We start from the raw sequence: 26,759 nt of genomic DNA on the forward strand, positions 1-26,759 counted from the left end.
TTTAAAATTAAAAACGCGGGATAACCCGCGTTTTCATTGTTGTTTCCAGATTACTTGGTAAGCATCATTTTCTTAATTGAACTGAAACTTCCTGCCTGCAAACGGTAAAAATAAACACCGCTCGAAAGCCTTAAGGCGCCGGCGTTTACAAATATACTGTACCTTCCTGCTTCCCTTGTTTCATTGACCAAGGTGGAAATTTTTCTTCCCAACACATCGTAAAGCTCAATGATTACTGCTTCGCGCTGAGGCAAGTCAAATGAAATGGTCGTCGTCGGGTTGAACGGATTCGGATAGTTTTGAGAAAGTTCGAATTCTTTCACACGATTATCAAAAGCCGATTCAACTTGAATCACTCGCAATTCATCCACCGCACCGCTGAAGCCCACTTCTTGCAATCGATAGTAGTATTTCTCGCCTTTGCCGGTCTCAATTGCATCTAAAAATTGATAGGTTGCGCCCGTTGAATTGTTTCTTGCTTTTAATTGATCGTTGTTTCTGTAAGTGGCTACAGTTTTCCAAGGTTCGCCCTCTTTGCGGCGAAGCAGAATAAAGCCGTAAGATTCTGTTTCGGCTTTTGTTTCCCAATTCAAGTCAAATCCCTTTGGAGTCGATGAAGCCACAAAGGTTGAAAGTTCTACCGGAAGCGGGTCGTCGCCAACACCGCCCGTTGTTGCCCACGCAACGAAGAAGGAGTTACCGGAAGCAACAGTTTGAGCATCAAATTCATCTGCACTTAAAGTAACCGGTAAAGGATCAGTATCAACCGGAGCGCCTTCCAATGTTCTTTCTTGCCACGTTTCATCGTCACCTTTGGTTGCAATTCGCAGCGTTGAGTTAGATGATGAAGAAGTTGCATCATCATCGGCATTCAGGCGAAAGGTATTGACGTCGGTAAAACCCACTTCATTACCCGCCACTTGAAATTGGAAGTGACGAATGGCAGAAAGCCGCGTTAACCCGCCACCTAAAACGCCACCTCCGGCAAAAAATGAATTCAATCGGCCTGCTACGGTCGCAGTCCCGCTTGTTGTGGCACCGGTAACGCGCAGCCCTCGCAGTGTGGTTCCATCGCCAATCGGGTACTCCTTTTCATCTGAAGTGGTTGTAAAAGTATGGGTGATTGGGCCAACCACATGTGAGGTATTACTACCATTTTCTGCAGTGGCCGAAGAGGCAAAAAGTAAGGTATTGCTACCCACAATGACATATCCACCGCCCAAACCAAGGTTAGTACCTACTGTCACATTGCCGCCCAATGTTTTCTGCCCTCCACCACTCACATTCAAGTTTTGGTAATCGGTTCGAGCAGTTATGGTTTGGTCACCCGCTGCGTTGTAATCTATTGTTGAAGAAGAGCCTAAAGTGACACTTGGAGTATTGGTATTTGAAATTGCTGTTGTGGTGGAACCGGTAAACCCGTCTGTATTTCCAACACCCAAAATTCCTTGTAAGTCAACTGTTCCGCCTATACCGGAAAACGAAACTTGAAATCCCGCTGTATTGAGCCTTGTCCCACTTTGAACTTGCAATGTTCTAGAACCAGCCAAGGAAATTCCGGCTGATAAAGTGCGCGTTGGAGATCCTCCCGAAAGTATCGTGATATTTTCAAAACTACCACCCGTAACTGAACCTGAACCACTGTATTCCAAGGTTGTATTGCTTCCCAAAGTAATGGTTGGAGAATTGGTATTACGAATTGCTGTATTTGCCCCCCCCGAAAACCCGTTGGCATTGGAAGTACGGAAGGTGCCGTTCATCGCCACGTTTCCGCCTGATCCAAAAAATTCAACTTCACTTGAAGAAGCATCGAGCGTTACACCACTGGCCACCGTAAGCGTTGCGCCACCATTCAGCGTTGTATTGCCATTTAAGGTTTTTGTGCCACTGCCCGTGAGTTGCAAGTTATTGTAACGAAGAGAGCCACTGCGTGGCGTTACAGTTTGGTTTGCCCCGTAATATTCAATTGTGCCGTTGGTGTTTAGTGAGGTTGTGGTCCAAGTCCCTGCTCCCGGAGAACCCGGCGAAGAACGCTTATAAAAAAGCGGCGTAGAGGTAGAATCAACACCATCTCCTAGTCCTTGCGGATCTTGAAGACGAAGTAAGCCTGTTGAGCCTATCGTAAAAGTGCTCGTGCTTGGGCTTCCGCCCGTTAATGTTGCAATCAATTCAGAACCATTTTCACAATTCAGTGTTCCATTTAGCGTAAGCGTGTATCCATTTTGCACCACAATGGCGGAGCCATTCGGTAAAGTAATATTTGCAGAACTCGGGATAGACCAATCACAAATCGCATTGCTCGCGGCTGCAATCCAAACATCACGTGGAATAGTAACTGTAGCCGAAGTTCCTCTTAGGTTAATTTGTGGTTGTGGAGCACCGGTTCCCCCACGATTCCCATTAAAGTTACTTGACGAACTAAAATTTACATTTCCATCAAAGTTTATTGTAATCGCTCCCGAGAATCCGGTTTTCCCAGTCAGTGTGAGCCTGCAAACTGAAAAATCAAAATTTCCCCCAATTGTTATGGAGGAAACTGTCGTCGCGTTACTACTTGCTCCAGTTAAAGTTATATCCACTCCACCTGCACCCGGAGCACCCGCTATAAAATTTCCAGTAACTGTGGTGTTAACTGTTGCACCAGACAAATTATTATTAATAATAGAGGTATTAGTAACGATAGTAGGAAACCCAGTAATAGTACTTGTCGAACTTCCGTGAACGATGGTTCCAAAATTATGATCATAAGTTGCTGCAACCGATGATGGAGAAAGAATAAGAAGTCCGCGTTGCATTTGTAATGAATCAGCAGTTATGTTTCCCGTAACATTACTTGCAGAATTATAGGTCAAAGGACCAGAAGGCAAAGTAAATGATACATTCCCCGCCGTATTGTTAATTCTCAGCACATTATAATCGGTTCTCGAGCTTATCGCTTGCCCTGCCGATGTAGAATTATACTCGATGATTGAAATAGGCCCTAAAGTAATGGATGGCAAATTCGTACTGCTAATGGCTGAACCCGCCGCGTGGGAAAAACCATTGGTATTTGCTGTTTGGAACAATCGGTAAATTTCTACAACGCCCGTTGGGCTTGCATTAAAGGATAAACTAAAGGTTTGCGCATTGATATCGGTATTGGCAATAAATCGATTTAACCCCGTACCGTTTGCAGTTATAGTTTTTGTGCCACCACCCGATGTCACCAGCGTATCGTAACCGCAACCGGCCATTGATTCATTGCCCGCGCCGTTGTATAGCACTTGGCCATCAAGCCTGCCTGAAGCTGAACCGTCATGATATTCGCCAAAGGTATTGATGGCTGTCCCGCCCGTTTGAACGGTTGCCCCATCGGCTCGGACTTCCAATCGCTTTGTCCCGGAACCTGAAAGGGTTAAAGTTTGTCCGTTAAGGTTCAAAACACCACGCCGTACCCAAAGCGTATGAGAGCTTACTCCATTATCCAAAGTAATACTTCGGTTCAGAGTGACTGTTGCTGTTGGGGTCGATTTATCAACATCAAAAAAAGCAAAAGTCGGGAGTGCAGTGCCTGAAATCGATTGGTTACTTGAACCAAAGAAAGCTACAGACCTGCCATTGGAAGTAAAGGATCCACCGGTGTTCAAAGTCCAATCGCCGGCCAATCGCAAATCTCCGCCAACTGCATTTGATAATGTCAATGCCCCGTTGATAATCGCATTTCCATTAACGACAACGCCTGAACCATAACCGGTACCTACTGAATTGATGAATCGAAATGACCCACCGGCATCAATCTGCAGGTTTCCATTTACGGTCAATCCCGCTAGTGCAGTGCTTAATCCAATATTCCCACCCGAATTGGAGATGCGGAGATTTCGATAAATCGTGGATCCAAAAATATCAAAACTGGTCGTGTGCCCATACTGACCATCAAAGTAAGCACTTGTATTTGGGATTGATCCATCATTGAGATTTGGAAATCCTATTTGTATTGGCATTAACCCATTTCCGGCAGGGTTGCCGTTCGGATAAGAGTCATAGCAGTTATCAGCACCATTTCCAAACCAAACAAAAACCCCAAGGTCAGTGAAGGCGCCAATTGCTGAGCGGCGTATTTTTATTTCTAAGTTTGTGGTATTTGACCCTGAGGCGCTAAAAACATCGGAAGCTGTTGTATTTCCAATATCGCCCGTAAAGGTCCAGCCGTTACTTCCATTGGCGACGCCTCTATCATTCGTCCAAGCACTTGAACCGGTTCCACGGGCACGGAAAATAATATCAGGACGATAATTTTCCGGGAAAGAAGCGCCATTAAAAGCAGTGGTTGTTCCATTGGCATTTCCACCGGAGCCGGGATTGCGATCAAACCCGACATGAACACGGTCAAAGGCGCTCGCAGTGAACCCGCTATTCACCAAAACATAAACACAAGTATCATCCCACATGATATCGAGTGTTCGTCCAGCGGCTGAAGTCGTTCGATCCGCAATTTGAGAAGTCGATTGCCAATCCACCGTATTTCCATCAACAAAAACAGGATTAAATGCCGCCGCTTTATTGAATCGAATCTTGTAGGTTTGATTTTGTGAAGAAGGCGCTGTAGTTGACCAACTTGATTGTCCGGGGTATGCATATCCATCTCTTGGACCACCGGTTGTGGTCTCAGCTCGAACATAAAACATAATATCGGTGCCCGCACTCACACCAGTTATGTTAAAGGTTGCGCGGTCATTATTACCAACATCAATGATTGATGATGCATTTATCGCAGTCCAACTCGCATCATTTGCTGTACCGAAAGTTGCACTATTGGTCTTATAATAAAGTCTTGCAGTGGTCAAATTAACCGCTCCATTAAACCCTGCTTGCCAAAAGTCAATATATACTGTTACAGAGGTTGTTCCTGTTCCAAAAGGTCTTACTTCGGTAAGGCGCGTTGTTATTGTTCCATAACTGGTATAGTTAATTCCATCCCCAGTGCCCGTAATCCCACTGAATTGTCCAAAAAGGGTTTTAGTAATAGTGAAAGAAAGAAATAGCAGAATGGTAAATAATCGTATTCTTTGTTTCATCGAATGTTAAGTTTGGTCATGATATAATAAATCTCTCCGCAATTTTTTACAATTGCATGTTCAAAAACTGTTCATTATTTGAGCGGTAATGTGTATGCTTCGTGGGGAAGCATTTTTGAAATATACTTCTTTCCAAATTTTTTATTGTGCTCTCTATCAAAGTCTATACTTATTCATGAAACGGCGCGATTTCCTGAAATACTTCACTGTTGCAGCTTCACTCGGCAGTGTGGGGCATTCCGTGCTTGAGGCTGAACCACGCGTAAATTCATTTCTTCGCCGCAAAGCTGATTTCACTTTTTCACGCCTTGAATACACCTCCGGCAATTGGGATACCGATCAGCGTATGCCCACCAATCTGCTTAATTCTTTGATTGAATACACAACCGTAGAGGTTGATACCCGCGAGCGCATTGTATCGCTTTCCAGCAAAGCGCTTTTCGATACGCCATTCGCTTATATGAGTGGGCATAAGCTGGTTCAGTTCGGAAAAAAAGAACGCGAGAACCTTGAGCAATATTTGTACGGAGGCGGGTTTCTGTTTGTTGATGATTGCAACCACGATATCGATGGTCTCTTCGCCAAAACATTTGAAGCGGAAATCGCAAAAATTTTCGGGAAAAATGCGCTTAAAAAAATCCCGAACAGTCACCCGATTTACCGCTCATTTTTTGAATTCAAAGAAGGTCCGCCCACCACATCCTTTGAGCTCAATGGCTGGGGAGATGACTTGGTTCATGATTATCTCAAGGCCGTTGAAATCAATGGCAAAATCGCGCTGCTTTATAGCAACAAAGATTATGGATGCGAATGGGATTATGATTTTCGAAATAAACGTTGGCTTGCGGAGGATAACACGAAGTTTGGGGTCAATATCATTTTGTATGCAATGACTGCTTAATATGAGTTAATTGACCTAAATGGTAAATTGTTATTCAATAAAATTCAAATTGACAACAGAAATGGAAAGCAAATATCAATTAAAAGCAAGCGAGCTAAATCGTGAATTTATTGATGCAATAAAACTTCTATACGGAGATAACCAAATCTCGATATCAATTACCGATATCGTTCAACAAACTTCGACGAACGATGAAACAAATTATCTCCTTAGCAATACCGCGAATCGAGACCTCTTATTAAATTCTATCAATGACATTCAATCGAACAAGAATTTGATTACAAAAACAATTGAAGAGTTAAAACAAATGACCGGAGATGCGTAGCATCATTTTTCACCAGACTGCTTTTGAACAGTTCTCAAATTGGACACGTGAAAATCCAAAAATCGCAAAGAAAATCGTAGAGCTCATTGAAGCCACTATAAAAGATCCATTCTCCGGAATCGGTAAACCGGAAGCCTTGAAACATCAACTTTCAGGATGTTGGTCGAGAAGAATTTCTGAAGAGCATCGTTTAGTTTATCAAGTAACACCTGAATCAATCTTGATTCTTTCTTGTAAGTTTCATTATTAAATATGAATCATTCCATTGATAGTGAGGAGTCAGTTAAATCACTTCTTATAAAATTTTCAGCCTTGCAAGAAGAAATCGGCAAAGTCATTGTCGGGCAAAAAACAACCATCGAAGAACTCTTATGCACACTTGCTGCGGGAGGACATTGCCTTTTGGAAGGGGTTCCGGGATTGGCGAAAACCTTAATGATTCGAACTTTAGCCGATGCCGTAGCCCTGAGTTTTCGGCGCATTCAATTCACCCCCGACCTAATGCCTTCTGATATTGTAGGCACAGAAGTGTTGGAAGAAGATCACACCACGGGCAAGCGTTTTTTCAAATTCAATAAAGGCGCCATTTTTGCCAATATTGTTTTGGCCGATGAAATCAACCGTACACCGCCCAAAACGCAAGCGGCGTTGCTTGAAGCAATGCAAGAATCGTCCGTTACTCAAGCAGGCACAACTTATAAACTCGATCGCCCGTTTTTTGTTTTAGCAACGCAAAACCCGATTGAACAGGCCGGCACTTACCCTTTGCCCGAAGCGCAGTTAGACCGGTTCCTCCTTTTCATTCGAATTGGGTATCCTTCTGAATCGGAAGAAATTGATATTCTTGCGGGTACAACAGGCTCCAAAAAGTCGAAAGTCGCGCAGGTGATTTCTGGCGAAGAATTGCTTCAGATTCAAGCGCTGGTTCGCGATGTCCATATCAGCCGTGAAATGATTGAATACATCGCCAAAATTGTTCGCTCAACACGGCCCGCATCAACAAGAATCGACGATGTTTCGAATTGGGTCAGTTGGGGCGCCGGGCCAAGAGCCGGCCAATCTTTAGTCCTCGCAAGCAAAGCTTTGGCATTGCTTCGAGGGCGATTTAGTGTAACTATGAACGATATTCATCAAATGGCATTTCCAGTATTGCGTCATCGAGTCATTGTGAATTTCAAAGCAGAGGCGGAGGGAATTACAAGCGATAAAGTTACAGCAGCCCTTTTAGAGAAAATTGATAAACCCAAAAGCCCCTTGGCTTAATGGCTAATGATTAATGCAAAAAGACGCCAAATGGCGTCTTTTTTACTAGATTACCCTTTATACCTTCATTGCTTCAGCTTCACGCTCAGGCGATTTCAATTCTGAGTGAGACAATGCCTCCGGCGATTTACTACTTGAGCGCATCGACCCAAATAGATTATTCTGTTCTTCTCTAAAATTCTTTGCTTCCCGAACAAATGCTTCAAATAAAGGATGAACATTATGAACACGTGATTTCAACTCAGGATGAAATTGCACACCCAAAAACCAACGATGCTTCGGCAATTCGATAATCTCAACCAACTCCCCATCGGGCGAAGTTCCTGAAAACACAATCCCGTGTGATTTTAACTCGTCTCTGTATGGATTATTCACTTCAAAACGATGACGATGCCGTTCATTGATAAGAGGCCTTCGGTAAGCCGCCGCCGCCTTTGTTCCATCTTCAAGTACACAAGGGTAAGAGCCAAGCCGCATCGTGCCACCTTTCTCTTTCACCTTCTTTTGATGCTCCATCATATCAATCACAGGGAATTTCGTCTTCTTTTGGAATTCTGTTGAATTCGCATTGTCCATCCCACAAACATTTCTCGCAAATTCAATGACAGCGCATTGCATTCCAAGGCAAATCCCAAAGAAGGGAATATTGTTTTCTCGCGCAAATCGGATGATTTCTATTTTTCCTTCAATCCCGCGCTGCCCAAATCCCGGAGCAACCAAAACGCCCCAAACATCACGCAGTGCCTCTGCCGGAGTCATTACTTTATCTTCAATATCTTCCGAGCGAATCCATTTAATTAAGACTTTGACATCATTTGCCGCACCGGCATGAACAAAGGCTTCAATGATGGATTTGTACGCATCAGGGTAAGCTGTGTATTTGCCGCAGATTGCAATCCGCAAAGTTCCATCTCTTGGGAATTTTACTTTATGAGCAAAGGCTTCCCACTCAGCAAGTGCTGCGTCTTTAGAAATTTTTATACCTAATTTTTTGAGGACAAGTGTATCAAGATGCTCTTGGCTAAGCACGAGTGGAACTTCATAAATGGTTTCTGCGTCGCGAAGTCCCACAACGTCTTCGTCGCTAAGGTTACAGAAAAGCCCGATTTTATGTTTGATTTCTTTTGAAAGTTCACGTTCGCTTCTGCAAACCAAAATATCCGGTTGAACTCCAATTTCTTGTAGAAGTTTCACACTATGCTGAGTGGGTTTTGTTTTCAACTCCGAAGCCGATTTGATATAGGGAACAAGTGTTAAATGAATTGCGACAAAATTTTTAGGACCTAAATGTAGCTTTAATTGACGCATTGCTTCAAGTAACGGCAGAGATTCGATATCGCCTACTGTACCCCCGATTTCAGTAATTACCACATCATATTTTCCTGTAGCGCTATGATGCAATATCTCATGTTTGATTTGATCAATCACATGAGGAACAACCTGAACTGTGGCACCCAAGTAATCTCCCCGCCTCTCGCGCTCGAGAACCGTTTGATAAATACGCCCCATCGTCATACTGTTCTGCCGGTCTGTCGCGATGTCTAAAAAGCGTTCATAATGCCCCAAATCCAAATCAGCTTCAGCACCATCATCGGTAACATATACTTCGCCGTGCTGGAATGGGGACATTGTACCGGGGTCAACATTGATATAAGGGTCGTATTTTTGAATGGTCACCCGAAGCCCACGCGCTTTCAGCAATGCACCAAGCGACGACGACAAAATTCCCTTACCTAGTGAGGAGACAACCCCTCCCGTTACAAAAATATATTTCACACCTTTCGACTTAGGCATAAGAATTGGATTAGTTAATTCGATGGACAAATCTCGAATTTTCACAAACGCCGTGCGGCATTGAACGCGAAAATTGATTTGAAAGGATTTCTGATTAGGTTTTATAGAACGGGCATAAAGATACAAAACTGATGGGCAGGAATTGAGGAAAAAATTTTTTAATTATTTAACACTGAAAAAATTTATATAAGGTTTTACACAACTTTTAGTGAACCGACATAGTGTTTCATCGATTCCTTTTCAAAAAAGACACCTAACTGCTCAGCAATGTTAAATCCTATAGATGGGGTTACAAAATTCATTGTTCCAACTTGGACAGCTTTTGCGCCCACAAGCATAAATTCAAGTGCATCTTCTGTTGAAGCAATTCCTCCCATACCAACAATTGGGATTTGAACCGTCTGAAAAACTTCCCAAACCTTTGCAAGTGCAATAGGTTTAATCGCCGGCCCTGAGAGTCCGCCGGTCACATTTTTGAGTTTTGGCTTTCTAGTGCGAATGTCAACGGCCATTCCAATAACAGTATTTATCAGTGAAACCGAATCCGCACCCGCTTTTTCTGCTGCTATTGCAATACTTGAAATAGAAGTAACGTTTGGCGTTAATTTAATCATCAAATGACGGTTGGTGATTCTGCGTAAAGCAGAAACGATTTCAACGGTTGCCCCAACATCAACACCAAATATGATACATTCCCCTTTAACATTTGGGCATGAAAGATTGATTTCATAACCCGATACGCCTTCCTCTTTTTCCAATCGTGAAACAACTTCGATATAGTCTTCAATAGATTTACCAACAACATTAACAACCGTCACGGCGCCACTTGCTTTCAGAAAAGGCAATTTTTCAACCACAAATCGATCGACGCCCACATTGGCAAGCCCAATCGCATTTAACATCCCAGAGGGCGTTTCCACGATTCTTTGAGGCGCATTTCCTTCTCTCACTTCAGGAGAAACGGCTTTCGTCACAATTCCTCCAACTTTTGAAAGGGGTACAAACTTAGAAATCTCTTCTCCAAAAGAAACTGTTCCAGAGGCAAGCAATACTGGATTTCTCAAAGTGAGCCCACGACCTAACTCGACCATTAAATTAGAAGTTGAGGATTTGTGCACTATATCAATGCCCAAGCTTTCTGATCTCTCATTTTTGATGTGATTTTCTACGATTTCAATCATCCGTTCACAGTTTCAATTGGTTAGAGTCAATTTCGATAGATTTACCCACCATTCAAATTAATCCTTTTTTGCCCTTTTTGATTTCAAACAATGTTAAAAATGCCAAAAAAATCTGTTTGCTTTTACGGAAAATTTACGGTTACTTGTAACTGTCCGATGCAAACCGGTCGACAATCCGTTTCGGACTTCACAAAGAGTATTTGCTCACTTTTACCGTAGTACCTTTTCGCCGACAGTATAGAAAAACCAATTTCGGCAAAATCTATATGGCTCTAATTCTTTCCGAGAATCTACGCAATGTGGTTCTCGCCGGTCATGCTTCAACCGGTAAAACGATGCTCACCGAAGCTTTCGCACTTTCTTCAGGTTTGATACAAACATTAGGCAGTATCGAACAAGGAACCACCCTCTCCGACCACGCTCCCGACGAAATTATTCGTAAACATAGTATAAACTCAGACCTCATCAATTTCACTTGGAAAAATTATAAGATTAACCTTATCGATACACCCGGATTTGCCGACTTTCGCGGCGACGTGAAATCCGCAATGCGAGTAGCCGATACAGTAATCATTACAGTTAGTGCCTCAACAGGGCCTGAAGTTGGAACCGATACTGCCTTTGATGATGCCTCAGAGTTCTACAAGCCAACCTCTTTTGTAATTACAAAACTTGATGCGGACCGAGCAGGTTTCAATGAAGCCATTGATTCGCTCATTGAGCGTTATGGCCGTGCCGTTGTTCCCATTCAATTTCCAATCGAAGCCGGCCTTCAACACCACATTTTGGTGGATGTACTGCAAATGAAGCAATATGAATTTACACCCGATAAGCCGGGCACAATGAAGGTTGTAGATATCGACGATGAATATCGAGAAGCCGCAAAAGCTGCACATGCCAAATTGGTTGAAGCCGTTGCAGAAACAGACGAAACTTTAATGAATAAATTTTTTGAAAATGGCGGCGAACTCTCTGAAGAAGATCTTCGTGAAGGGGTTAAACATGCCCTTCTTACACGAACACTTTTTCCGGTTTTCTGCGCTTCTCCGCTTCATCTTCTTGGCGTTGAACGGCTTCTGGATTTGATGGTCAGCATATTCCCTTCACCTATTGAACGGGGCGCAGAACACGCTATTGAAATTTCTTCATCAAATGAGGTTTTGCTTGAACCAAAATCAGAATGCGATACAGTGGCATTCGTCTTTAAAACTGTCTCGGAGCCTCATGTCGGAGAACTTTCATTTGTTCGTGTTTATGCAGGCCATATTGAAAGTGGGCATGAACTCATCAATGCTCAAACAAAACAGCCTGAAAAGTTAGGAACGGTTTACACCGTAGTGGGTAAAGATAAAATTCCTGCTCAAAAGCTATTTGCCGGCGATTTTGGCGTTGTCTTGAAAATGAAAGACTCACACACCAATAATACCTTAGCCGATAAAGGCGTCAATTTGGTCATTAAGCCGGTTCAGTTTCCTGAGCCAGTTACTGACATTGCTGTAAAACCCGTAGCGCGTGGAGATGAAGAAAAAATTTCTACTGCACTTTTCCATCTTCATGAAGAAGACCCAAGTTTCAAGATTCATCGCGATGAAGAGACGGCTCAACTTATCCTTTCAGGTTTGGGGGATATTCATCTTGAAACGATAATCAGACGCTTAAAAGAAAAATTTGGCATTTCAGTAATTACCGAAGCACCTCGGGTTGCCTACCGAGAAACAGTTCGCCTTTCCGCAAGCGCACAAGGAAAATTTAAACGGCAAAACGGTGGGCACGGCCAATATGGCGATACTTGGATTCGTGTGGAACCTCTTCCGAGAGGAACCGGAAATCAGTTTACATCTGAAGTTGTGGGCGGCGTTGTTCCAACTCGCTTTATCCCTGCTGTTGAAAAGGGCGCAGAAGAAACATTCAAACAAGGAATCTTAGCCGGTTTCCCGATTATGGATATGAAGGTGGTAGTCTATGACGGCTCACATCATCCGGTTGATAGTTCGGAAATGGCATTCAAAGTTGCTGCCCAAATGGGAATAAAGGCGGCTTTTGAAAAAGCGCATCCGGTACTTTTAGAGCCTATTTATAAGGTTGAAACTTTCGTGCCTGATGAATATACCGGAGAGGTGATTGCTGAATTATCTTCGCGAAGAGGAAAAATCGTTGGTTTCGATTCCGATGACTCGGGCGAAACTTCAATTACCGTCGCAAGGCATATTCAAACGCTCCAAGCATTGGTTCCACTGTCAGAACTTTATGGTTATCAAAGTGCACTGAATCGTATCGCTCAACGGCGCGCTACATTTAAACGCGTTTTCAGTAATTATGAAGAAGTTCCTTTTGAACTCGCTGTAAAAGTTGTCGAACTCAATAAAAAGAATCACCAAGAGTAATCCTTTTTTTTGCGAAGTACTTTGCTTAATTAGCAAAGTGCTTCGCTTATATATTTAGGCTTAGCTACCTGTAGTTTCTTTGTTTTTAACATTTACAGAAGTATGTCGTATGGTAGTTATTGTCGATAAAGAACCCCATTTTGTTCAATCACTCACAGAATATCTTTCCAAAGAGTTTCCGGTTATCGGGTTTACATGCGCTGAAGCAGCGCTTCAATACATCGAGAAAAATTTTCATCGCATTGCCCTTTGCATAACCGATAACCAAATGCCTCAGCTTAATGGAATTGAATTCGCCAAAAAAGTAAAGTCTCAAGATCGTGAAATTGAAGTTTTACTCACTTGCAGATTCTATGATTACAACGATTTCGAAAGGCTCTTGAAGGAGCAGGTTATCAACGAATTTTTGCAAAAACCATTTTCGTTTGAAACCATCTATTCAAAACTCCAAACCCGAAGAAAACTCGTTTACAAATCAAAGAGGTTTTAATTTTTTCCACCACCATTTTTTATCTACGACGAGATTTCTTTATATTCGCCAAAAATCGATACTCCCGATATCTTCGGACACGGTATTGAGCTGAGCAAAACTCAGTTTTAGTCGAAAACGGCGAGTGTCTGAAGAAAAAGTTTCATCTTCTAAGCCTTTCCTTTCGGGAGGGCTTTTTTGTTTTCTGCCACGCCACAATGATTCATTCATTTAAGTTATGTCTATACCAAAAATTAACGAGGTTTTAGAAAATCGTATTCTTGTGCTTGATGGTGCAATGGGTACAATGATTCAACGCTACAAGCTTGATGAAGAAGCCTATCGTGGGGAAAGGTTTAAATCATTTGAACCGAATTCAAAAGAACGAATTGATGATAAAAAGTCGCTTGAAGATGCAGTTTGTGAAGACCCCAAACACGGGCATAGTTTTAAGCCCATTAAAGGTTCGCTCCGTGGCAATAACGAATTGCTTTCGCTCACGCAGCCGCACATTATTTCTGAGATTCACAAAGAATATCTTGAAGCGGGTTGTGATATTTTAGAAACCAATACATTCAGTGCCAATCGCATTTCCCAAGCTGATTATGGGATGGAACATTTGGTTTATGAAATGAACTTCCAATCAGCCAAACTTGCAAAAGGCGCTACTGAAATCTTCACTTCAAAACATCCCGAAAAGCCACGTTATGTAGCCGGAGCGCTTGGACCAACAACGAAACTCGCTTCGATGTCTCCCGATGTGAACGATCCCGGATTTCGCGCAGTTACATTCAAAGAACTTCAAGATGCATACTTCGAGCAAATTTGCGGGCTTGTTGATGGCGGCTCCGACCTTCTATTAATTGAAACCATCACCGATACGCTCAACACAAAAGCTGCTATTGTTGCGCTCGAAACTTATTTTACTAAAATCGGGAAAAGACTTCCTGTCATGATCTCCGGAACCATCGTTGATCAAAGTGGGCGTACGCTGTCCGGTCAAACCACAGAGGCTTTTTGGATTTCCATCGCACACACACCCAACTTGCTTTCCGTTGGATTAAACTGTGCATTAGGGTCTAAGCAAATGCGTCCATTTATTGCTGAGCTTGCACGCGTTTCAGATTGCTTTACCAGCCTTTATCCCAATGCTGGCCTGCCCAATGAAATGGGAGAATATGATGAATCGCCGGAGTATATGGCGAAAGAACTTCAAGATTATGTCAATGAGAATTTCGTCAACATTATCGGCGGATGTTGCGGTACAACACCAGAACATATTGCTGCATTCGTCGAAGTTGCAAAGCGAAGTAAACCCCGAAAGAAAAATCCGCACAAAACACTCTTCTCGCTCTCCGGTCTTGAGCCTCTCAACGTTTTACCCGAAACGAATTTCCTTAATGTTGGCGAACGCACCAATGTTACCGGCTCACCAAAATTTGCGAAATTAATTTTAGCCGGTAACTATGACGAAGCCCTTTCGATTGCTCGCCAGCAAGTTGAAAACGGCGCACAAATCATCGATGTCAATATGGATGAAGGTATGCTCGATAGTGAAGCCGCGATGGTTAAGTTCCTTCATCTTCTATCGGCAGAGCCGGATATTGCACGCGTTCCGATTATGATCGACTCTTCCAAGTGGAGTGTTATTGAGGCAGGGCTTCAATGCTTGCAAGGCAAGTGCATCGTTAATTCAATTTCACTTAAAGAGGGAGAAGAAAAATTCAAAGATTACGCCAAACGCATTCTTTCGTATGGCGCAGCTACAGTAGTGATGGCGTTTGATGAACAAGGTCAGGCCGATAACTTTGAAAGAAGAGTTGAAATTTGTTCCCGTGCCTATCGCATCTTAACCGAGGAAGTTGGGTTTAACCCACAAGACATCATCTTCGACCCCAATGTGCTTACTGTAGCTACTGGCATTGAAGAACACAATAATTATGCAGCTGATTTTATCCGTGCCACACATTGGATAAAAACGCATCTCCCGCATGCAAAAGTCTCAGGTGGGATTTCAAACATCTCATTTTCCTTCCGTGGAAATAATCCCGTTCGTGAAGCAATGCATAGCGTCTTCCTCTATCATGCCATTAAAGCCGGGCTTGATATGGGAATCGTTAATGCAGGCCAACTCGCAATCTATGATGACATTGAGCCGGAACTTCGCGAACGGGTTGAAGATGTTATCCTTAACCGTCGTACCGATGCCACTGAAAGACTGATTGAACATGCTGAATCAATTAAAAATCAAGGCAAAGAAAAGGCTGAAACGAAAAAGGATGAATGGCGCTCTTTACCGGTCGAAGAGCGGTTGAAGTATGCGCTTATCAATGGCAATACAGATTTTATTGATCAGGATACAGAAGAAGCGCGGCAAAAGTACCCTCGCCCGCTTTCCGTCATTGAAGGCCCTTTGATGGATGGCATGAATGTCGTCGGCGATTTATTCGGCGCCGGAAAAATGTTTTTGCCGCAAGTAGTGAAATCGGCACGCGTGATGAAAAAATCAGTCGCTTACCTTATTCCATTTATCGAAGCCGAAAAAGCCGGAAAGTCTGAGAAGGCCGCTAAAATTCTTTTAGCGACCGTTAAAGGCGATGTTCACGACATCGGAAAAAACATTGTCGGGGTTGTACTTGCCTGCAATAATTTTGAAGTCATTGACCTTGGCGTAATGGTTCCGGCTGAGCGGATTTTGGATACTGCTGAAAAGGAGCAAGTCGATATCATCGGGCTATCAGGGCTCATTACACCATCGCTTGATGAGATGGTTTATGTCGCGAAGGAAATGGAACGTCGAGGATTAAAAATCCCACTCTTAATCGGGGGTGCGACCACCTCAAGAATTCATACCGCAGTTAAAATTGTGCCCAATTATTCCAACGCTGTTATTCATGTGCTTGATGCTTCGCGCTCGGTTCCTGTTGTTCAAAATTTGATCGGTAAAGATTCTAGAGAAACCTTTGTCGCAAAAATGAAATCAGAGTATGCTATTGCTCGGCAAGAACATAGCCGACGAAAGCAAGAAAAAAAATATCTGACTTATGAAAAGTCACTTGCCAATAAAGCCCAAATTCAATGGACAGAAAAATGTGTCTTTAAACCAACGAAAACTGGCATTTTCCAAATCTCTGTTGATCTTCAAACCCTTCGCAAATACATCGATTGGACACCCTTCTTCCAATCTTGGGAACTTGCCGGCCGTTACCCGGCAATTCTCTCCGACGACATTGTAGGAAAAGAAGCGACCAAACTCTTTAACGATGCAACAGTTTTGCTCGAAAAGATTATTGAAGAGAAATCGTTGAAAGCCTCGGGTGTGTATTTTATTTACCCTGCAAATTCAGTAGGCGATGATGTTGAAGTTTATACCGATGAATCGAGAAGTTCTGTACTTAAAACCTTCCATTTCCTTCGTCAACAAGGAGAAATGTCGAAGGGATTGCCCAACTTTTCACTTTCAGATTTTATTGCGCCTAAAGAAAGTGGTCTTGAAGACTACTTCGGAGGATTCGCCGTTACAGCCGGAATCGGAACGGAAGAACTGGCCTCTCAATTTGAAAAAAATAATGACGACTACAATGCCATTATGGTTAAAGCCTTAGCAGACCGCTTGGCAGAAGCTTTTGCTGAATACTTGCATGAATTGGTTCGCCGCGAATTTTGGGGCTATGAAACAGGGAATCCTTTACCCAACGAGGCGTTGATTAATGAATCCTACCAAGGCATTAGGCCTGCACCGGGCTATCCGGCATGCCCAGACCACACCGAGAAATTCTTACTCTTTGAACTTTTAGAACCTGAAACTCGAGTTGGAATTTCTTTGACTGAATCCGCCGCTATGTATCCGGCTGCATCTGTGAGTGGTTTTTATATCGCACACCCCGAGTCGAAATACTTTGCACTTGGGAAAATCGAGCGCGATCAAGTTGAGAATTATGCTTTGAGGAAAAATATGCCAGTTGAGCTTGTCGAGCGTTGGCTTTCACCAGTTCTGAATTATGAACAAACCGAAACCTCCGAAACTTCAACCATTGGAACTGAAGCTTGATTGAGAAATTTTTCATTCAAGCCTAACATGACTTAAATAGAAAAAGCCCATAATGGGCTTTTTCTATTTTTGCGAAATCGATAAATAAGCACAAATAACTATGTGCCATTGGTAACCGGTTCTTTTGGTTTCGATTGCGATTCATAGGCAGAGATAATATCGCGAACCAACCGATGCCTAACCACATCCGATTTATCAAGCTGAACAAAAGCAATCCCTTGTATATCGGATAAAATCGATTGAACGTTTACAAGACCGGAATCTCGCTTGTTGGGCAAATCTATCTGTGAAATATCTCCGGTGATTATTGCTTTTGAATTTATTCCTAAACGAGTGAGGCACATCTTCAATTGAAGGTTTGTAGCATTTTGAGCTTCGTCTAAGATAATGAACGCATTATTGAGCGTTCGGCCACGCATGTAGGCTAAAGGCACAATCTCGACTACTTTCTTTTCCATATACTCTTTCATCTTTTCAGCCGTAATCATATCGTCAAGCGCATCATAGAGCGGACGCAAATAAGGATCAATTTTTTGCTGAAGATCACCGGGAAGAAACCCAAGACTTTCGCCTGCTTCGACAGCTGGCCGTGCGAGGACAATTTTATTTACCCGCTTTGATTTTAGAGCAGCAACCGCTATCGCAACAGCCGTATAGGTTTTACCAGTTCCGGCGGGACCAATCGCAAAAAGTACGTCGTTTCGTTTTGATTCAACAACCATCTTTTTTTGCCCTAATGTTTTTGCGCGAACAGCATCAGTACGGGTAAGAACTATGACATCATCATCGAGCTCAAACCCGGTTGCGGGCGCAATTCGCGATCTCCCACCTTCTTGAATTTCTGATTGTACGATTGAACTTGTTTGAAGGGATGAAGAAGATGCTCGTTCATTTACTGAAACGACCTTAATTACGGTTTCAACATCGTGGGGCTCCAACTCTCCATTACGATTGACAAGAAATAAGAGTTCTGCCAAAATCTTTTCAACAACTTTTACGCTAATTTCTTCGCCGCGAAGCGTTACATCGCTACCACGAGCGAGAATGGCAACATCCGAAAATTCATTTTCGATTCTTTTTATGTAGGCATCTTGCGCGCCATAAAGAAGCACAGGCTCTACGCCTTTCAATGAAAATTTTCTTTCTGTATTCAATGAAAATTCGGTTATTAATGAGTGATAAACAAATCTAACATAATTTGCATCTCTTTCCGAAACTGCTTATTAATTATGTATTAATTCCATCAATACCAATTCTTGCGATTGCAATAACTTTTCAAAATTAGAAAGGTCAGTTAAAAAAGCCCGATTAACCCCATTTTTCAAAGCATGAAAGCCGCTCTCAATATCTTCAAACCATTCATTCGATAAATTATCCTTCATTACAATTGATTCCGATTCTGTGAGCGTTTTTTGATTTGGATCTAAAAATTTACCGTTTAATTCTCTTACTTGATTTAACCAATCTTTTCGATCAGAAATAAAAATCAAATAGTCTGCCTTAAGCCCAATTGAAAATATCTTTGCCAAATTTTTCGGATTTAGTAAAACATCCTGATCTCCAATTGCTGCAAAAATAGGCAAGGTGTTTCCAAAAAATCTTTTCCGAATAAGCTCTGCTTGAATAGCCGCTACCTCGCCATTAGACGAAGTTTTTACTATCCCTAAATGATAAGCGGTGAGTGACAAGGCAGGAATCAACTCTTCTGAAAGCTTTTGAGCAAAAGTTTTCCCTAAGTCACGAGTAATTGCAGCCTTTAAGCGGTGAGAATCTGAAGCACTCAACTGAGCTTCTTGAATTCCCTTTTCCTTTAAATTTTTCTGATACTGATACTCCGCATCAAAGACGATGAGCAGGTTATTTCGATGCACATATTTTTTTAAGATTGCTCTCAAGCGTGTAAAGGAGAGCACATCATCGAGGTCAATGCCTCTTAAATAGATAACAGCGGTTTTTCTAAGATTCATACAATACTTCTCAATGAATCTGACGGATTCTATGGTTTTGATTTAATTTAAATGAAAAATATTAGGTATTGATTGGTTCAGACAATCGAAAATGTTGATCTGCGGCAGACAAATAATGTTGAACATAATCTGCAACACTCTCTTCTAAAGTAAGAAATTTGACCGGGCACCCTTGACCTTTCAAGCGCTCCATATTTGCCTCGGTAAAATATTGATACTTTCCACGAAGATGTTCAGGCATTGGAATGTATTCAATGTTGGATTCCTTTTGTAACGCCTTAAATGTCGCATTAACTAAGTCTTTAAACGAACGCGCTTTTCCTGTCCCTAAATTATAAATTCCATTGACTTCAGGGTTCTGAAGCAGCCAAACCATTACATCGCAACAGTCCTTGACATAAACAAAGTCTCGCAGTTGCTCGCCATCATTGAAACCTTCACGGTGAGACTGAAAAAGCTTGACAAAGCCTTTTTCTGAAATTTGATTAAACGCTTTATACACCACACTAGCCATATCCCCTTTATGATACTCATTCGGCCCAAAAACATTGAAAAACTTAAGCCCTACAGTTTTGAAGTGAAACTCCCTTTTTATAGACCATAAATCAAAAATATGCTTAGAGTAACCGTAAGCATTGAGTGGTCTGAGATTTTCGATTTTGTTTAAGCTATCATCATATCCTTGCTCGCCATTTCCATAAGTTGCCGCACTTGAAGCATAAATAAAACGGATTCCACGGGTGACTGAAAATAGAGCAAGGTCTTTGGTATAGGAAAAATTATTCTCCATCAAATGTTCAACATTCGTTTCCGTTGTCGAACTGTTGGCTCCAAGATGAATAATTGCTTCGGGTACCGATAGTTCTTCCGAAAGAAGTTTTTCTAGAAAATGATCTTTATGAAGATAGTCGTTAAACTTAAGGCCAACTAAATTTTTCCATTTTTCGGTTTGTCCCAATTCATCCACAATGAGTATATCTGTCATGCCCATTGTATTGAGTTTCCAAACCATTGCGCTTCCAATAAAACCGGCACCGCCAGTTATGACGATCATAAAAAGATTGTTTAATTGATTTTAAAATATCACTCTCATCCATTTTTTCACACTATCAAACCTCATCCACCATCATTTCTATCGCAAATAAAAAAGCCGCCAAATGGGCGGCTAAAGAGAAAAACATTGCTTATTAATTTTTCACTGTTGCAAGTTCGGATGCAAGAAGTTTTCTTCCCCAATTAAGCCAGCCTCGAACTACATCGACAGGCTTCTCTACAACTTCGGAAATTTCTTGATGTGAAAGCCCAGCAATATCAGCAAAAAGCACAATCATCTTGAAATCGGTTGGTAGAGAAAGAAGTGCTTTTTCAATTTCAGATTCATCTTGCGTTATCACTTCTGGTTTGGCAAGCGTTTGACCAAACATACCGAGATAAGTTTCTCGAAAAGCCTGATACAACTCGACTTTTGTGGCATTTTCGTGAAGAACTTGGTAAACATTGCCAACAATCATTCCGGCCGTTGCTTCTTCTCCTGTCATCCAATAGGCAAGATTGAAAATTTCCTCTATTGACGATGCCGCGTTAAACTCCTCCGTAAAACTCCGAGAATACTGAGGTTGCATATCATTCCCCCTGTTTAAGGATTATGTAAATTGTGAACTTCATTGTTTGAATATAAGACTAAAACAGTCGGAATTTCAAGACCAAAGTCTTCTTTTTTTGAAATTTAAGTTTAGAATTCGTCCAAATCGCCTTGACCAATGTCTGCCCCATTTTTATAATTTTAAAGGCAAGTTACTTGATTTGAAGGTTTGCTATGCCTTTTTCACGCATAAGCTTTTCGATGGCATTAATCGATTTAGGGGCTTGATTTGAAAGCACTTTGGGTTCTCCATCTGTCACCAACACAACATCTTCAATTCTTACCCCAATTTTCCACCATTTTGGGTCGCAAGGTGAACCTTCTGGGATATAAATGCCGGGTTCAATTGTAAAGGTATGATTAAGATTGAAAGTTGGCGACATTGGGTCATGAACATCCAGCCCTACATGATGTGAAATGAAATGCAGGCTGTATTGTCCCAATTGCTCGGCATTTTGAATGATTCCCAATTTTATCAATCCCTCTGCCATAATATCCATTGCAATGCGGTTGGGCTCTAAAAATGAAACCCCTTTCCGACAGGCTTTGATCGCAGCCTCTTGAGCCTTCAGTACCAACGCATAAATTTCACGTTGCTCTTTCGAAAACTTACCGCTAACAGGTATCGTGCGAGTGACATCCGACGAATACCCTCTCAATTCACCTGCCATATCCATAACGATCAATTCCCCGTTTTGAAGGCGTTTCCTTGTTGTTTGATAATGTAGAATCGTGGCATTTTCCCCTGAGCCAACGATGGAAGGATAACCCGGGTAACTGCACCCTCTACTTTTGAAAACAAATTCGGCCGCCGCGGCCAACGAATATTCATAGAGCCCAACTTCGCAACTGCGCATCGCCTCTTTATGTGCTAAGGCAGAAATTTCAGTGACTTCCGTGATCGCCTTTATCTCTTCCGGCTGTTTCTCAACTCGCAATTTAGAAAGCACGGGAACGATATTTCTTAACCTCACTTTCGCGCTTAAACTATCGATTTGAAACAGTGTCACAACCTGCTTTTGCCTCTTCGTTTGAACTTCATCGTCGGTTTTATTATAAACTTTGGGAATTGCAAAAAAAACTGTTTTGACTTCAGACCCGCACTTTGAAATGAGTTCTTTCATTGCAAGTTCGAGTTTCGTATTGATATACGCGTGTTCAAATTGAAGCTCTCGAACCGCACCTTCTGCCCCGAGTCTTCTTCCATTCCAAGTTTCCGATTGGGGGTCACGAGGTAAAACAAAAAGAAATTCCTTTCCTCGTTCACCACCCAAAGAATCAAATCCAATCGAATTTTTAGAAAGGATCAACACTGATTCTGGCTCAAGATGCCCAGTGAGATATAGGAAGTTACTCTCTTGCCTAAAAAGGTAATCGACATCATTATTACGATTTTTTAACTCAGCTGAAAAAAATATTGCCACAGCGCTATCGGGCATCTCCGCTCTTAATCGGTCACGATTAGCTTTATAGAATTCACTTGAAAGCCTCTCTAAATTATAGGATTGCATGCTTTGCCCATCAACCCCTGAAACAAACAAACAAAGTGAAATTGAGAAAAGAAAAATTGATTTCTTCATTTCTTAAAGTGATTTATTCGAAAATGAAATCGGGCTGTCATGCAGCCCGATTTAATGCAAAATGAAAGAACAACTTAACTAAAATTCTTCGTCAAATGCAACCGCTTTAGCACTTGAATCCAATCCCTTTTGATATTCTGTAACCCGCTTTTCAAAAAAGTTCGTTAATGGCTGAACATCTTGGAGCACCATAAAAGGAAACGGATTTTTCGTCTTGTATTTCTTTTCATATCCCAATTGCTCCAATCGCTGATCGGCACAGTAACCTAAGTAATCGCGCATCATTGATTGAGAAATGCCGGTAATTCCAAAGTGCAAACAATCTTCGCAAAAATTCATTTCAACGGCAATTGCTTCTTCAATCATGCTATACACTTTTTGCTCAAGCGCCTTATCAAAGAGGTGAGGATATTCATTTCGAATCACTTGAACCACTTCCATTGCCCCTTGAATGTGCATTGTTTCATCACGAAAAACCCAGTTTGTTGCTGCTGCAAGCCCGGGAAGGAGTCCACGGTTTCTTAAGAAATAGACATACGCGAAAGAACCGAAAAAGAAAAGCCCTTCAATACAAGTGGCAAAACAAATCAGATTTTCTAAAAATTGACGCTTCTTTTGATCGTTATCAAGCCGGTCAAGATTTTGGATCGAATCCATATACTTAAAGCAAAAATCAGCCTTCAACTTGACGGAAGGTACATTTTGATAGGCCGAAAATGCCTCCTGCCGCTCGCGAATATCAGGAATATAGCTATCAACCAACAAGAGATAGGTCTCTACATGTTGCATCTCATCAAATAACACTTTGCCCAAAAACATTCTGTATTCAGGCGAATTCACGTGTTTATAAAGATTTAAGACCAAATTATGTCCGACAATGTTATCGGCTGTTGCGAAAAATGCCACCAATCGCTTGATCAGGTGAGCTTCCTTGGCCGAAATTTTATCGCGCAAGTGTTCATAGTCAAGTGAGAAATCGATTTCGTCCGTCGTCCAAATGTTCTTAATCGAATCTTTGTACAACTTGAAAAACTGCGGGTATTTCATTGGCCGCAGGGTTAAATCAAGATCAGGAGATAAAATCATAGAATCTTCGATTTGTTATAAAATTAGTTAATGAAATATTTCAAGCTCATTGGCAAGCTTCACAGCTTCCCGGATTTTCCAAAGAACACGATATCGCTTGTTCTGTCGTGTAGGTTTTCTTTTCACTTGATTCTGCTGCTTCGTTGCTAAAGAGCGGCCCCGCGCCGGATGTCGCAACAACGGTTGGCGGTGCACTGATATTATGTGTTTGTGAATCGGGTATTCCAAGTCCCTGTTTCGATTCGGCCGTTGTGGTTTTTTGGATTCTTGTTTTTGCTCTTGAACGCAAGTAGTATGAGGTTTTAACCCCTTTCTTCCAAAGATGCATGTACATCGAAGAGAGCTTTCCGGTTGAAGGGCTTTCCATAAAAAGATTGAGCGACTGAGATTGGCAAATAAACGCTGAGCGCTCTGCTGCCATTTCAATCAATGCTTTTTGAGGAATTTCCCAAACGGTTTTGTATAGTGCTCGAAGTTCCTCAGGTATAGTTTCGATATGCTGAATCGACCCTTCACCTTCAATGATTTGAGCCTTGGTTTGCGGCGTCCATAAACCAATATTCTTCAGATCTTGAACCAAATATCGATTGATTTGAATAAACTCACCACTTAGTGTTTCTCGCTTAAATAGATTTGAAATTTGAGGTTCAATACATTCATAACAGCCTACTATAGAAGCAATGGTTGCGGTAGGCGCAATCGCAATGAGCAGCGAATTCCGCAGACCTTTGACACGAATTTCTTCAGCGAGTAAATCCCAATCTTCGTGAAGCGTTGGTGTAATTCCGTAGTCTTTTGCCAAGTGAACCTGCAATTTTCCATCCACATACTTCGACTCATTATATGCCTGAAATGAACCTGATTCTTCAGCAAGCTTAACACTCGTTCGAAGTGCTTCAAAATATATGACCTCTGAAATTTGATTCGAGAGCGCCTTTGCATCACTGCTATCAAATGAAAGCCTCATTTTGAAAAACACATCTTGCAAGCCCATCAACCCGAGCCCAACCGGACGCCATCTGTGATTGGAAGTTGCCGCTTCTTTTGTGGGATAGTAATTGATATCAACTACTCGATCGAGAAATTTTGTCGCAATCCGTACGACTTTTCTCAACCCATTGAAATCAAAATAGCCATCTTGCCGAACGAACGCGCCAACATTCACACTGCCCAAGTTGCAAACAGCCGTTTCTTCTTTTGAAGTCACTTCTAAAATTTCGGTGCAGAGATTTGAACTATGAATAATATTTTCCCCTCGGCCGGTTTGTGCAGAGCGTTTATTTGAAATATCCTTAAAACACATCCAACCATTTCCAGTTTCTGCAAGGGTTTGCATCATTCTTCCATATAGTGCCCGTGCTGAAACTTGCTTGAGTGCTTTTCCTTCCGTTTCATAACGCTCATACCACATTTCAAATTCTTCTCCATAAGTTTTTAAGAGCATTGGAGCTGTATCAGGAGAAAAGAGCGACCATCCGGCGTCGGCCTCAAGCCTTTTCATAAATAAATCAGGAATCCACAGGGAAAGATTTAGGTTGTGGGTGCGTCGCTCCTCTGCACCTGTGTTATTTCGAAGCTCAAGAAAAGCCTCAATATCCGCATGCCAAGGCTCTAAGTAAATTGCAGCTGCACCTTTTCTTTTTCCGCCTTGATTTACAGCGTGAACACTCGAATCCATTACTTTAAGAAAAGGGATGATTCCATTGCTTTTTCCGTTTGTTCCGTTAATTAAGGCGCCTGAGGCTCGAACAGGCGTCCAGTCGATTCCAATTCCTCCCGACCATTTTGAAAGTTGTGCACAATCGGCATAAGCTTTATAAATCCCATCTAAGCTGTCTTCACCAACGGTTAATAAATAACAAGAACTCATTTGAGCATGCCTTGTTCCGCTATTGAAAAGCGTAGGGGTTGAAGGCATATAGAGGAAATTTGAAATGATGTCGTAAAACTCAATTGCTTCACTGACATTCTTTGAAAGTCCTAAGGCCACTCGCATAAACATCCATTGTGGACGTTCAATGATTGCCCGCTTTTTTGGATGGCGAAGCAAATATCGATCATAAATCGTTTTTAATCCGAAATATTCAAAAAGATCATCACGGTTATGATCAATGGCATATTCAATTGTATCCAATTCGTGCTCTGCAAGTTGTCGAATTCGTGAGTCGATCAGCCCTAATTCATCAGCCAACTTGATGTAGTTTCGAAAAGCAGCATCACGACCGGCTTCTTTACGAATAGATTCGGCAAGCATTCTTGCGGCCACTTTTGAATAATTGGGTTCATCCACCGTAAGCATCACCGCTGTCTCAATCGAGAGATTATCGAGTTCCTGAGTTGTACTCCCCTCGTGAAGCCCGTTAATTGTTCTTTTCGCCACCTCAAGAGGCACGACATTTTCTATCCCTCTGCAAGCTCTTGAAACTGCATGAAGAATTTTTTCGATCTTAACTTCCTCTTTAGAACCATCACGCTTAATTACGAACATACCGTTCTCCCTTTTTTTGCTGTTTCAAAAATTATTAGAAAACAAAGAAGAGAATCCCCGCCCGAGTGAGTCAGGAATTTTTTCGGAACGCCATTTAACCGAATGAAGAATCTTCATTCAATTCCCGGACATCTCCGACCTCTATGTGGCCTTTAGTTTTGCTTGCAAGGTGGGAAATCCACACTACTTTCATCTCAGGAGAGACCGCAAGCATTCACTATGAAAAAACGCTGCTGAAATGGCTTTGAGCAAACAAGCTTTTACGGTAAGATTTCTTTCAATAAAAGCGATCGTTTTTTCACAATGAGCTATGAATGTAGAAGCGATTCTTCTTAGTTGCAATGATAGATGACTTTTTTCATATAAATTTTTTAACATCAAATTTAACGGAAAATGCAGTTTTTGAATTGATAAACGATTCTTCCGTTTTGAGGGCATGACATCATGTTTTTTTTATTTTGGCGTACAAATTTGCCGGTCAGTCTTAAAAGACAGATGCTTTTTTTTCTTTATTTATTTCTTGGTAAACCCAGCATTCTTTTATAAAGACTCATCGATAATTTCAAATCCCTTT

General features: G+C 41.9%; 18 protein-coding genes. 7 read left to right on the forward strand and 11 right to left on the reverse strand.

The features are described from left to right. Positions 1 to 50: 50 nt before the first annotated feature. Positions 51 to 5,054: a T9SS type A sorting domain-containing protein gene (locus SFU91_01940; GenBank protein MDX2127778.1), complete on the reverse strand. Its 5,004-nt coding sequence runs from the start codon at positions 5,052 to 5,054 to the stop codon at positions 51 to 53. Positions 5,055 to 5,229: 175 nt separating this feature from the next. Between SFU91_01940 and SFU91_01945 the strand changes: the two genes are divergently transcribed. The 4 genes from SFU91_01945 (at position 5,230) to SFU91_01960 (ending at position 7,543) form a co-directional block, all read left to right on the forward strand. Next, entirely contained in the window at positions 5,230 to 5,955 is a 726-nt protein-coding gene (locus SFU91_01945) for a DUF4159 domain-containing protein (protein ID MDX2127779.1), read from the forward strand. Between the two features lie 61 nt (positions 5,956 to 6,016). Further along, on the forward strand, positions 6,017 to 6,280 hold the full coding sequence (locus SFU91_01950) for a hypothetical protein (GenBank protein ID MDX2127780.1): 264 nt from the start codon (positions 6,017 to 6,019) through the stop codon (positions 6,278 to 6,280). Continuing rightward, entirely contained in the window at positions 6,273 to 6,530 is a 258-nt protein-coding gene (locus SFU91_01955; GenBank protein ID MDX2127781.1) for a Txe/YoeB family addiction module toxin, read from the forward strand. The genes SFU91_01950 and SFU91_01955 overlap by 8 nt, the downstream gene beginning before the upstream one ends. 2 nt (positions 6,531 to 6,532) lie before the next feature. Next, positions 6,533 to 7,543 (forward strand): MoxR family ATPase, encoded by a 1,011-nt coding sequence (locus SFU91_01960; GenBank protein MDX2127782.1) that lies wholly within the window; start codon positions 6,533 to 6,535, stop codon positions 7,541 to 7,543. Positions 7,544 to 7,600: 57 nt separating this feature from the next. Here the strand turns inward: SFU91_01960 and SFU91_01965 are convergent, their stop codons facing one another. Further along, positions 7,601 to 9,337 (reverse strand): CTP synthase, encoded by a 1,737-nt coding sequence (locus tag SFU91_01965; protein ID MDX2127783.1) that lies wholly within the window; start codon positions 9,335 to 9,337, stop codon positions 7,601 to 7,603. A gap of 194 nt (positions 9,338 to 9,531) precedes the next feature. Continuing rightward, on the reverse strand, positions 9,532 to 10,428 hold the full coding sequence (locus SFU91_01970; protein MDX2127784.1) for a dihydroorotate dehydrogenase: 897 nt from the start codon (positions 10,426 to 10,428) through the stop codon (positions 9,532 to 9,534). Positions 10,429 to 10,784: 356 nt separating this feature from the next. Between SFU91_01970 and fusA the strand changes: the two genes are divergently transcribed. Beyond that, a complete protein-coding gene (gene fusA / locus SFU91_01975) occupies positions 10,785 to 12,902 on the forward strand; it encodes an elongation factor G (GenBank protein ID MDX2127785.1) in 2,118 nt (705 codons plus the stop codon). 109 nt (positions 12,903 to 13,011) lie between these two features. Further along, complete coding sequence (locus SFU91_01980) at positions 13,012 to 13,392, forward strand: response regulator (protein MDX2127786.1); 381 nt, start codon at positions 13,012 to 13,014, stop codon at positions 13,390 to 13,392. Positions 13,393 to 13,431: 39 nt separating this feature from the next. Here SFU91_01980 and SFU91_01985 read toward each other — a convergent pair whose 3' ends face one another. Then, positions 13,432 to 13,602, reverse strand: a complete 171-nt coding sequence (locus SFU91_01985) for a hypothetical protein (GenBank protein ID MDX2127787.1) — start codon at positions 13,600 to 13,602, stop codon at positions 13,432 to 13,434. Positions 13,603 to 13,609: 7 nt separating this feature from the next. Here SFU91_01985 and metH point away from each other — a divergent pair, with 7 nt between their 5' ends. After that, on the forward strand, positions 13,610 to 17,422 hold the full coding sequence (gene metH / locus SFU91_01990; protein ID MDX2127788.1) for a methionine synthase: 3,813 nt from the start codon (positions 13,610 to 13,612) through the stop codon (positions 17,420 to 17,422). A 98-nt stretch (positions 17,423 to 17,520) separates the two neighbouring features. Here metH and SFU91_01995 read toward each other — a convergent pair whose 3' ends face one another. The 7 genes from SFU91_01995 to SFU91_02025 form a co-directional block, all read right to left on the reverse strand. Continuing rightward, the gene (locus SFU91_01995; protein ID MDX2127789.1) at positions 17,521 to 18,576 is read right to left on the reverse strand and encodes a PhoH family protein; all 1,056 of its coding nucleotides are present in this window, start codon (positions 18,574 to 18,576) and stop codon (positions 17,521 to 17,523) included. A gap of 69 nt (positions 18,577 to 18,645) precedes the next feature. Further along, positions 18,646 to 19,389 (reverse strand): hypothetical protein, encoded by a 744-nt coding sequence (locus tag SFU91_02000; protein ID MDX2127790.1) that lies wholly within the window; start codon positions 19,387 to 19,389, stop codon positions 18,646 to 18,648. A gap of 61 nt (positions 19,390 to 19,450) precedes the next feature. Further along, on the reverse strand, positions 19,451 to 20,443 hold the full coding sequence (rfaD, locus tag SFU91_02005; GenBank protein ID MDX2127791.1) for an ADP-glyceromanno-heptose 6-epimerase: 993 nt from the start codon (positions 20,441 to 20,443) through the stop codon (positions 19,451 to 19,453). Positions 20,444 to 20,576: 133 nt separating this feature from the next. Then, complete coding sequence (locus tag SFU91_02010) at positions 20,577 to 21,011, reverse strand: sigma factor-like helix-turn-helix DNA-binding protein (protein MDX2127792.1); 435 nt, start codon at positions 21,009 to 21,011, stop codon at positions 20,577 to 20,579. Between the two features lie 172 nt (positions 21,012 to 21,183). After that, the gene (locus tag SFU91_02015) at positions 21,184 to 22,611 is read right to left on the reverse strand and encodes an aminopeptidase P N-terminal domain-containing protein (GenBank protein MDX2127793.1); all 1,428 of its coding nucleotides are present in this window, start codon (positions 22,609 to 22,611) and stop codon (positions 21,184 to 21,186) included. A gap of 78 nt (positions 22,612 to 22,689) precedes the next feature. Next, on the reverse strand, positions 22,690 to 23,697 hold the full coding sequence (locus tag SFU91_02020) for a ribonucleotide-diphosphate reductase subunit beta (GenBank protein MDX2127794.1): 1,008 nt from the start codon (positions 23,695 to 23,697) through the stop codon (positions 22,690 to 22,692). Between the two features lie 46 nt (positions 23,698 to 23,743). Further along, a complete protein-coding gene (locus SFU91_02025) occupies positions 23,744 to 26,185 on the reverse strand; it encodes a ribonucleoside-diphosphate reductase subunit alpha (protein ID MDX2127795.1) in 2,442 nt (813 codons plus the stop codon). Between the last annotated feature and the right edge of the window lie 574 nt (positions 26,186 to 26,759).

Source organism: Chloroherpetonaceae bacterium, assembly GCA_033763895.1.
Taxonomy (GTDB): Bacteria; Bacteroidota; Chlorobiia; order Chlorobiales; family Thermochlorobacteraceae; genus JANRJQ01.

Excerpts from the sequence above, each read along its gene's own strand:
- SFU91_01940 (MDX2127778.1), bottom strand. The coding sequence starts at position 5,054 with ATGAAACAAAGAATACGATTATTTACCATTCTGCTATTTCTTTCTTTC.
- SFU91_01945 (MDX2127779.1), top strand. The coding sequence starts at position 5,230 with ATGAAACGGCGCGATTTCCTGAAATACTTCACTGTTGCAGCTTCACTC.
- SFU91_01950 (MDX2127780.1), top strand. The coding sequence starts at position 6,017 with ATGGAAAGCAAATATCAATTAAAAGCAAGCGAGCTAAATCGTGAATTT.
- SFU91_01955 (MDX2127781.1), top strand. The coding sequence starts at position 6,273 with ATGCGTAGCATCATTTTTCACCAGACTGCTTTTGAACAGTTCTCAAAT.
- SFU91_01960 (MDX2127782.1), top strand. The coding sequence starts at position 6,533 with ATGAATCATTCCATTGATAGTGAGGAGTCAGTTAAATCACTTCTTATA.
- SFU91_01965 (MDX2127783.1), bottom strand. The coding sequence starts at position 9,337 with ATGCCTAAGTCGAAAGGTGTGAAATATATTTTTGTAACGGGAGGGGTT.
- SFU91_01970 (MDX2127784.1), bottom strand. The coding sequence starts at position 10,428 with ATGGTCGAGTTAGGTCGTGGGCTCACTTTGAGAAATCCAGTATTGCTT.
- fusA (MDX2127785.1), top strand. The coding sequence starts at position 10,785 with ATGGCTCTAATTCTTTCCGAGAATCTACGCAATGTGGTTCTCGCCGGT.
- SFU91_01980 (MDX2127786.1), top strand. The coding sequence starts at position 13,012 with ATGGTAGTTATTGTCGATAAAGAACCCCATTTTGTTCAATCACTCACA.
- SFU91_01985 (MDX2127787.1), bottom strand. The coding sequence starts at position 13,602 with ATGAATGAATCATTGTGGCGTGGCAGAAAACAAAAAAGCCCTCCCGAA.
- metH (MDX2127788.1), top strand. The coding sequence starts at position 13,610 with ATGTCTATACCAAAAATTAACGAGGTTTTAGAAAATCGTATTCTTGTG.
- SFU91_02000 (MDX2127790.1), bottom strand. The coding sequence starts at position 19,389 with ATGAATCTTAGAAAAACCGCTGTTATCTATTTAAGAGGCATTGACCTC.
- rfaD (MDX2127791.1), bottom strand. The coding sequence starts at position 20,443 with ATGATCGTCATAACTGGCGGTGCCGGTTTTATTGGAAGCGCAATGGTT.
- SFU91_02010 (MDX2127792.1), bottom strand. The coding sequence starts at position 21,011 with ATGCAACCTCAGTATTCTCGGAGTTTTACGGAGGAGTTTAACGCGGCA.
- SFU91_02015 (MDX2127793.1), bottom strand. The coding sequence starts at position 22,611 with ATGAAGAAATCAATTTTTCTTTTCTCAATTTCACTTTGTTTGTTTGTT.
- SFU91_02020 (MDX2127794.1), bottom strand. The coding sequence starts at position 23,697 with ATGATTTTATCTCCTGATCTTGATTTAACCCTGCGGCCAATGAAATAC.
- SFU91_02025 (MDX2127795.1), bottom strand. The coding sequence starts at position 26,185 with ATGTTCGTAATTAAGCGTGATGGTTCTAAAGAGGAAGTTAAGATCGAA.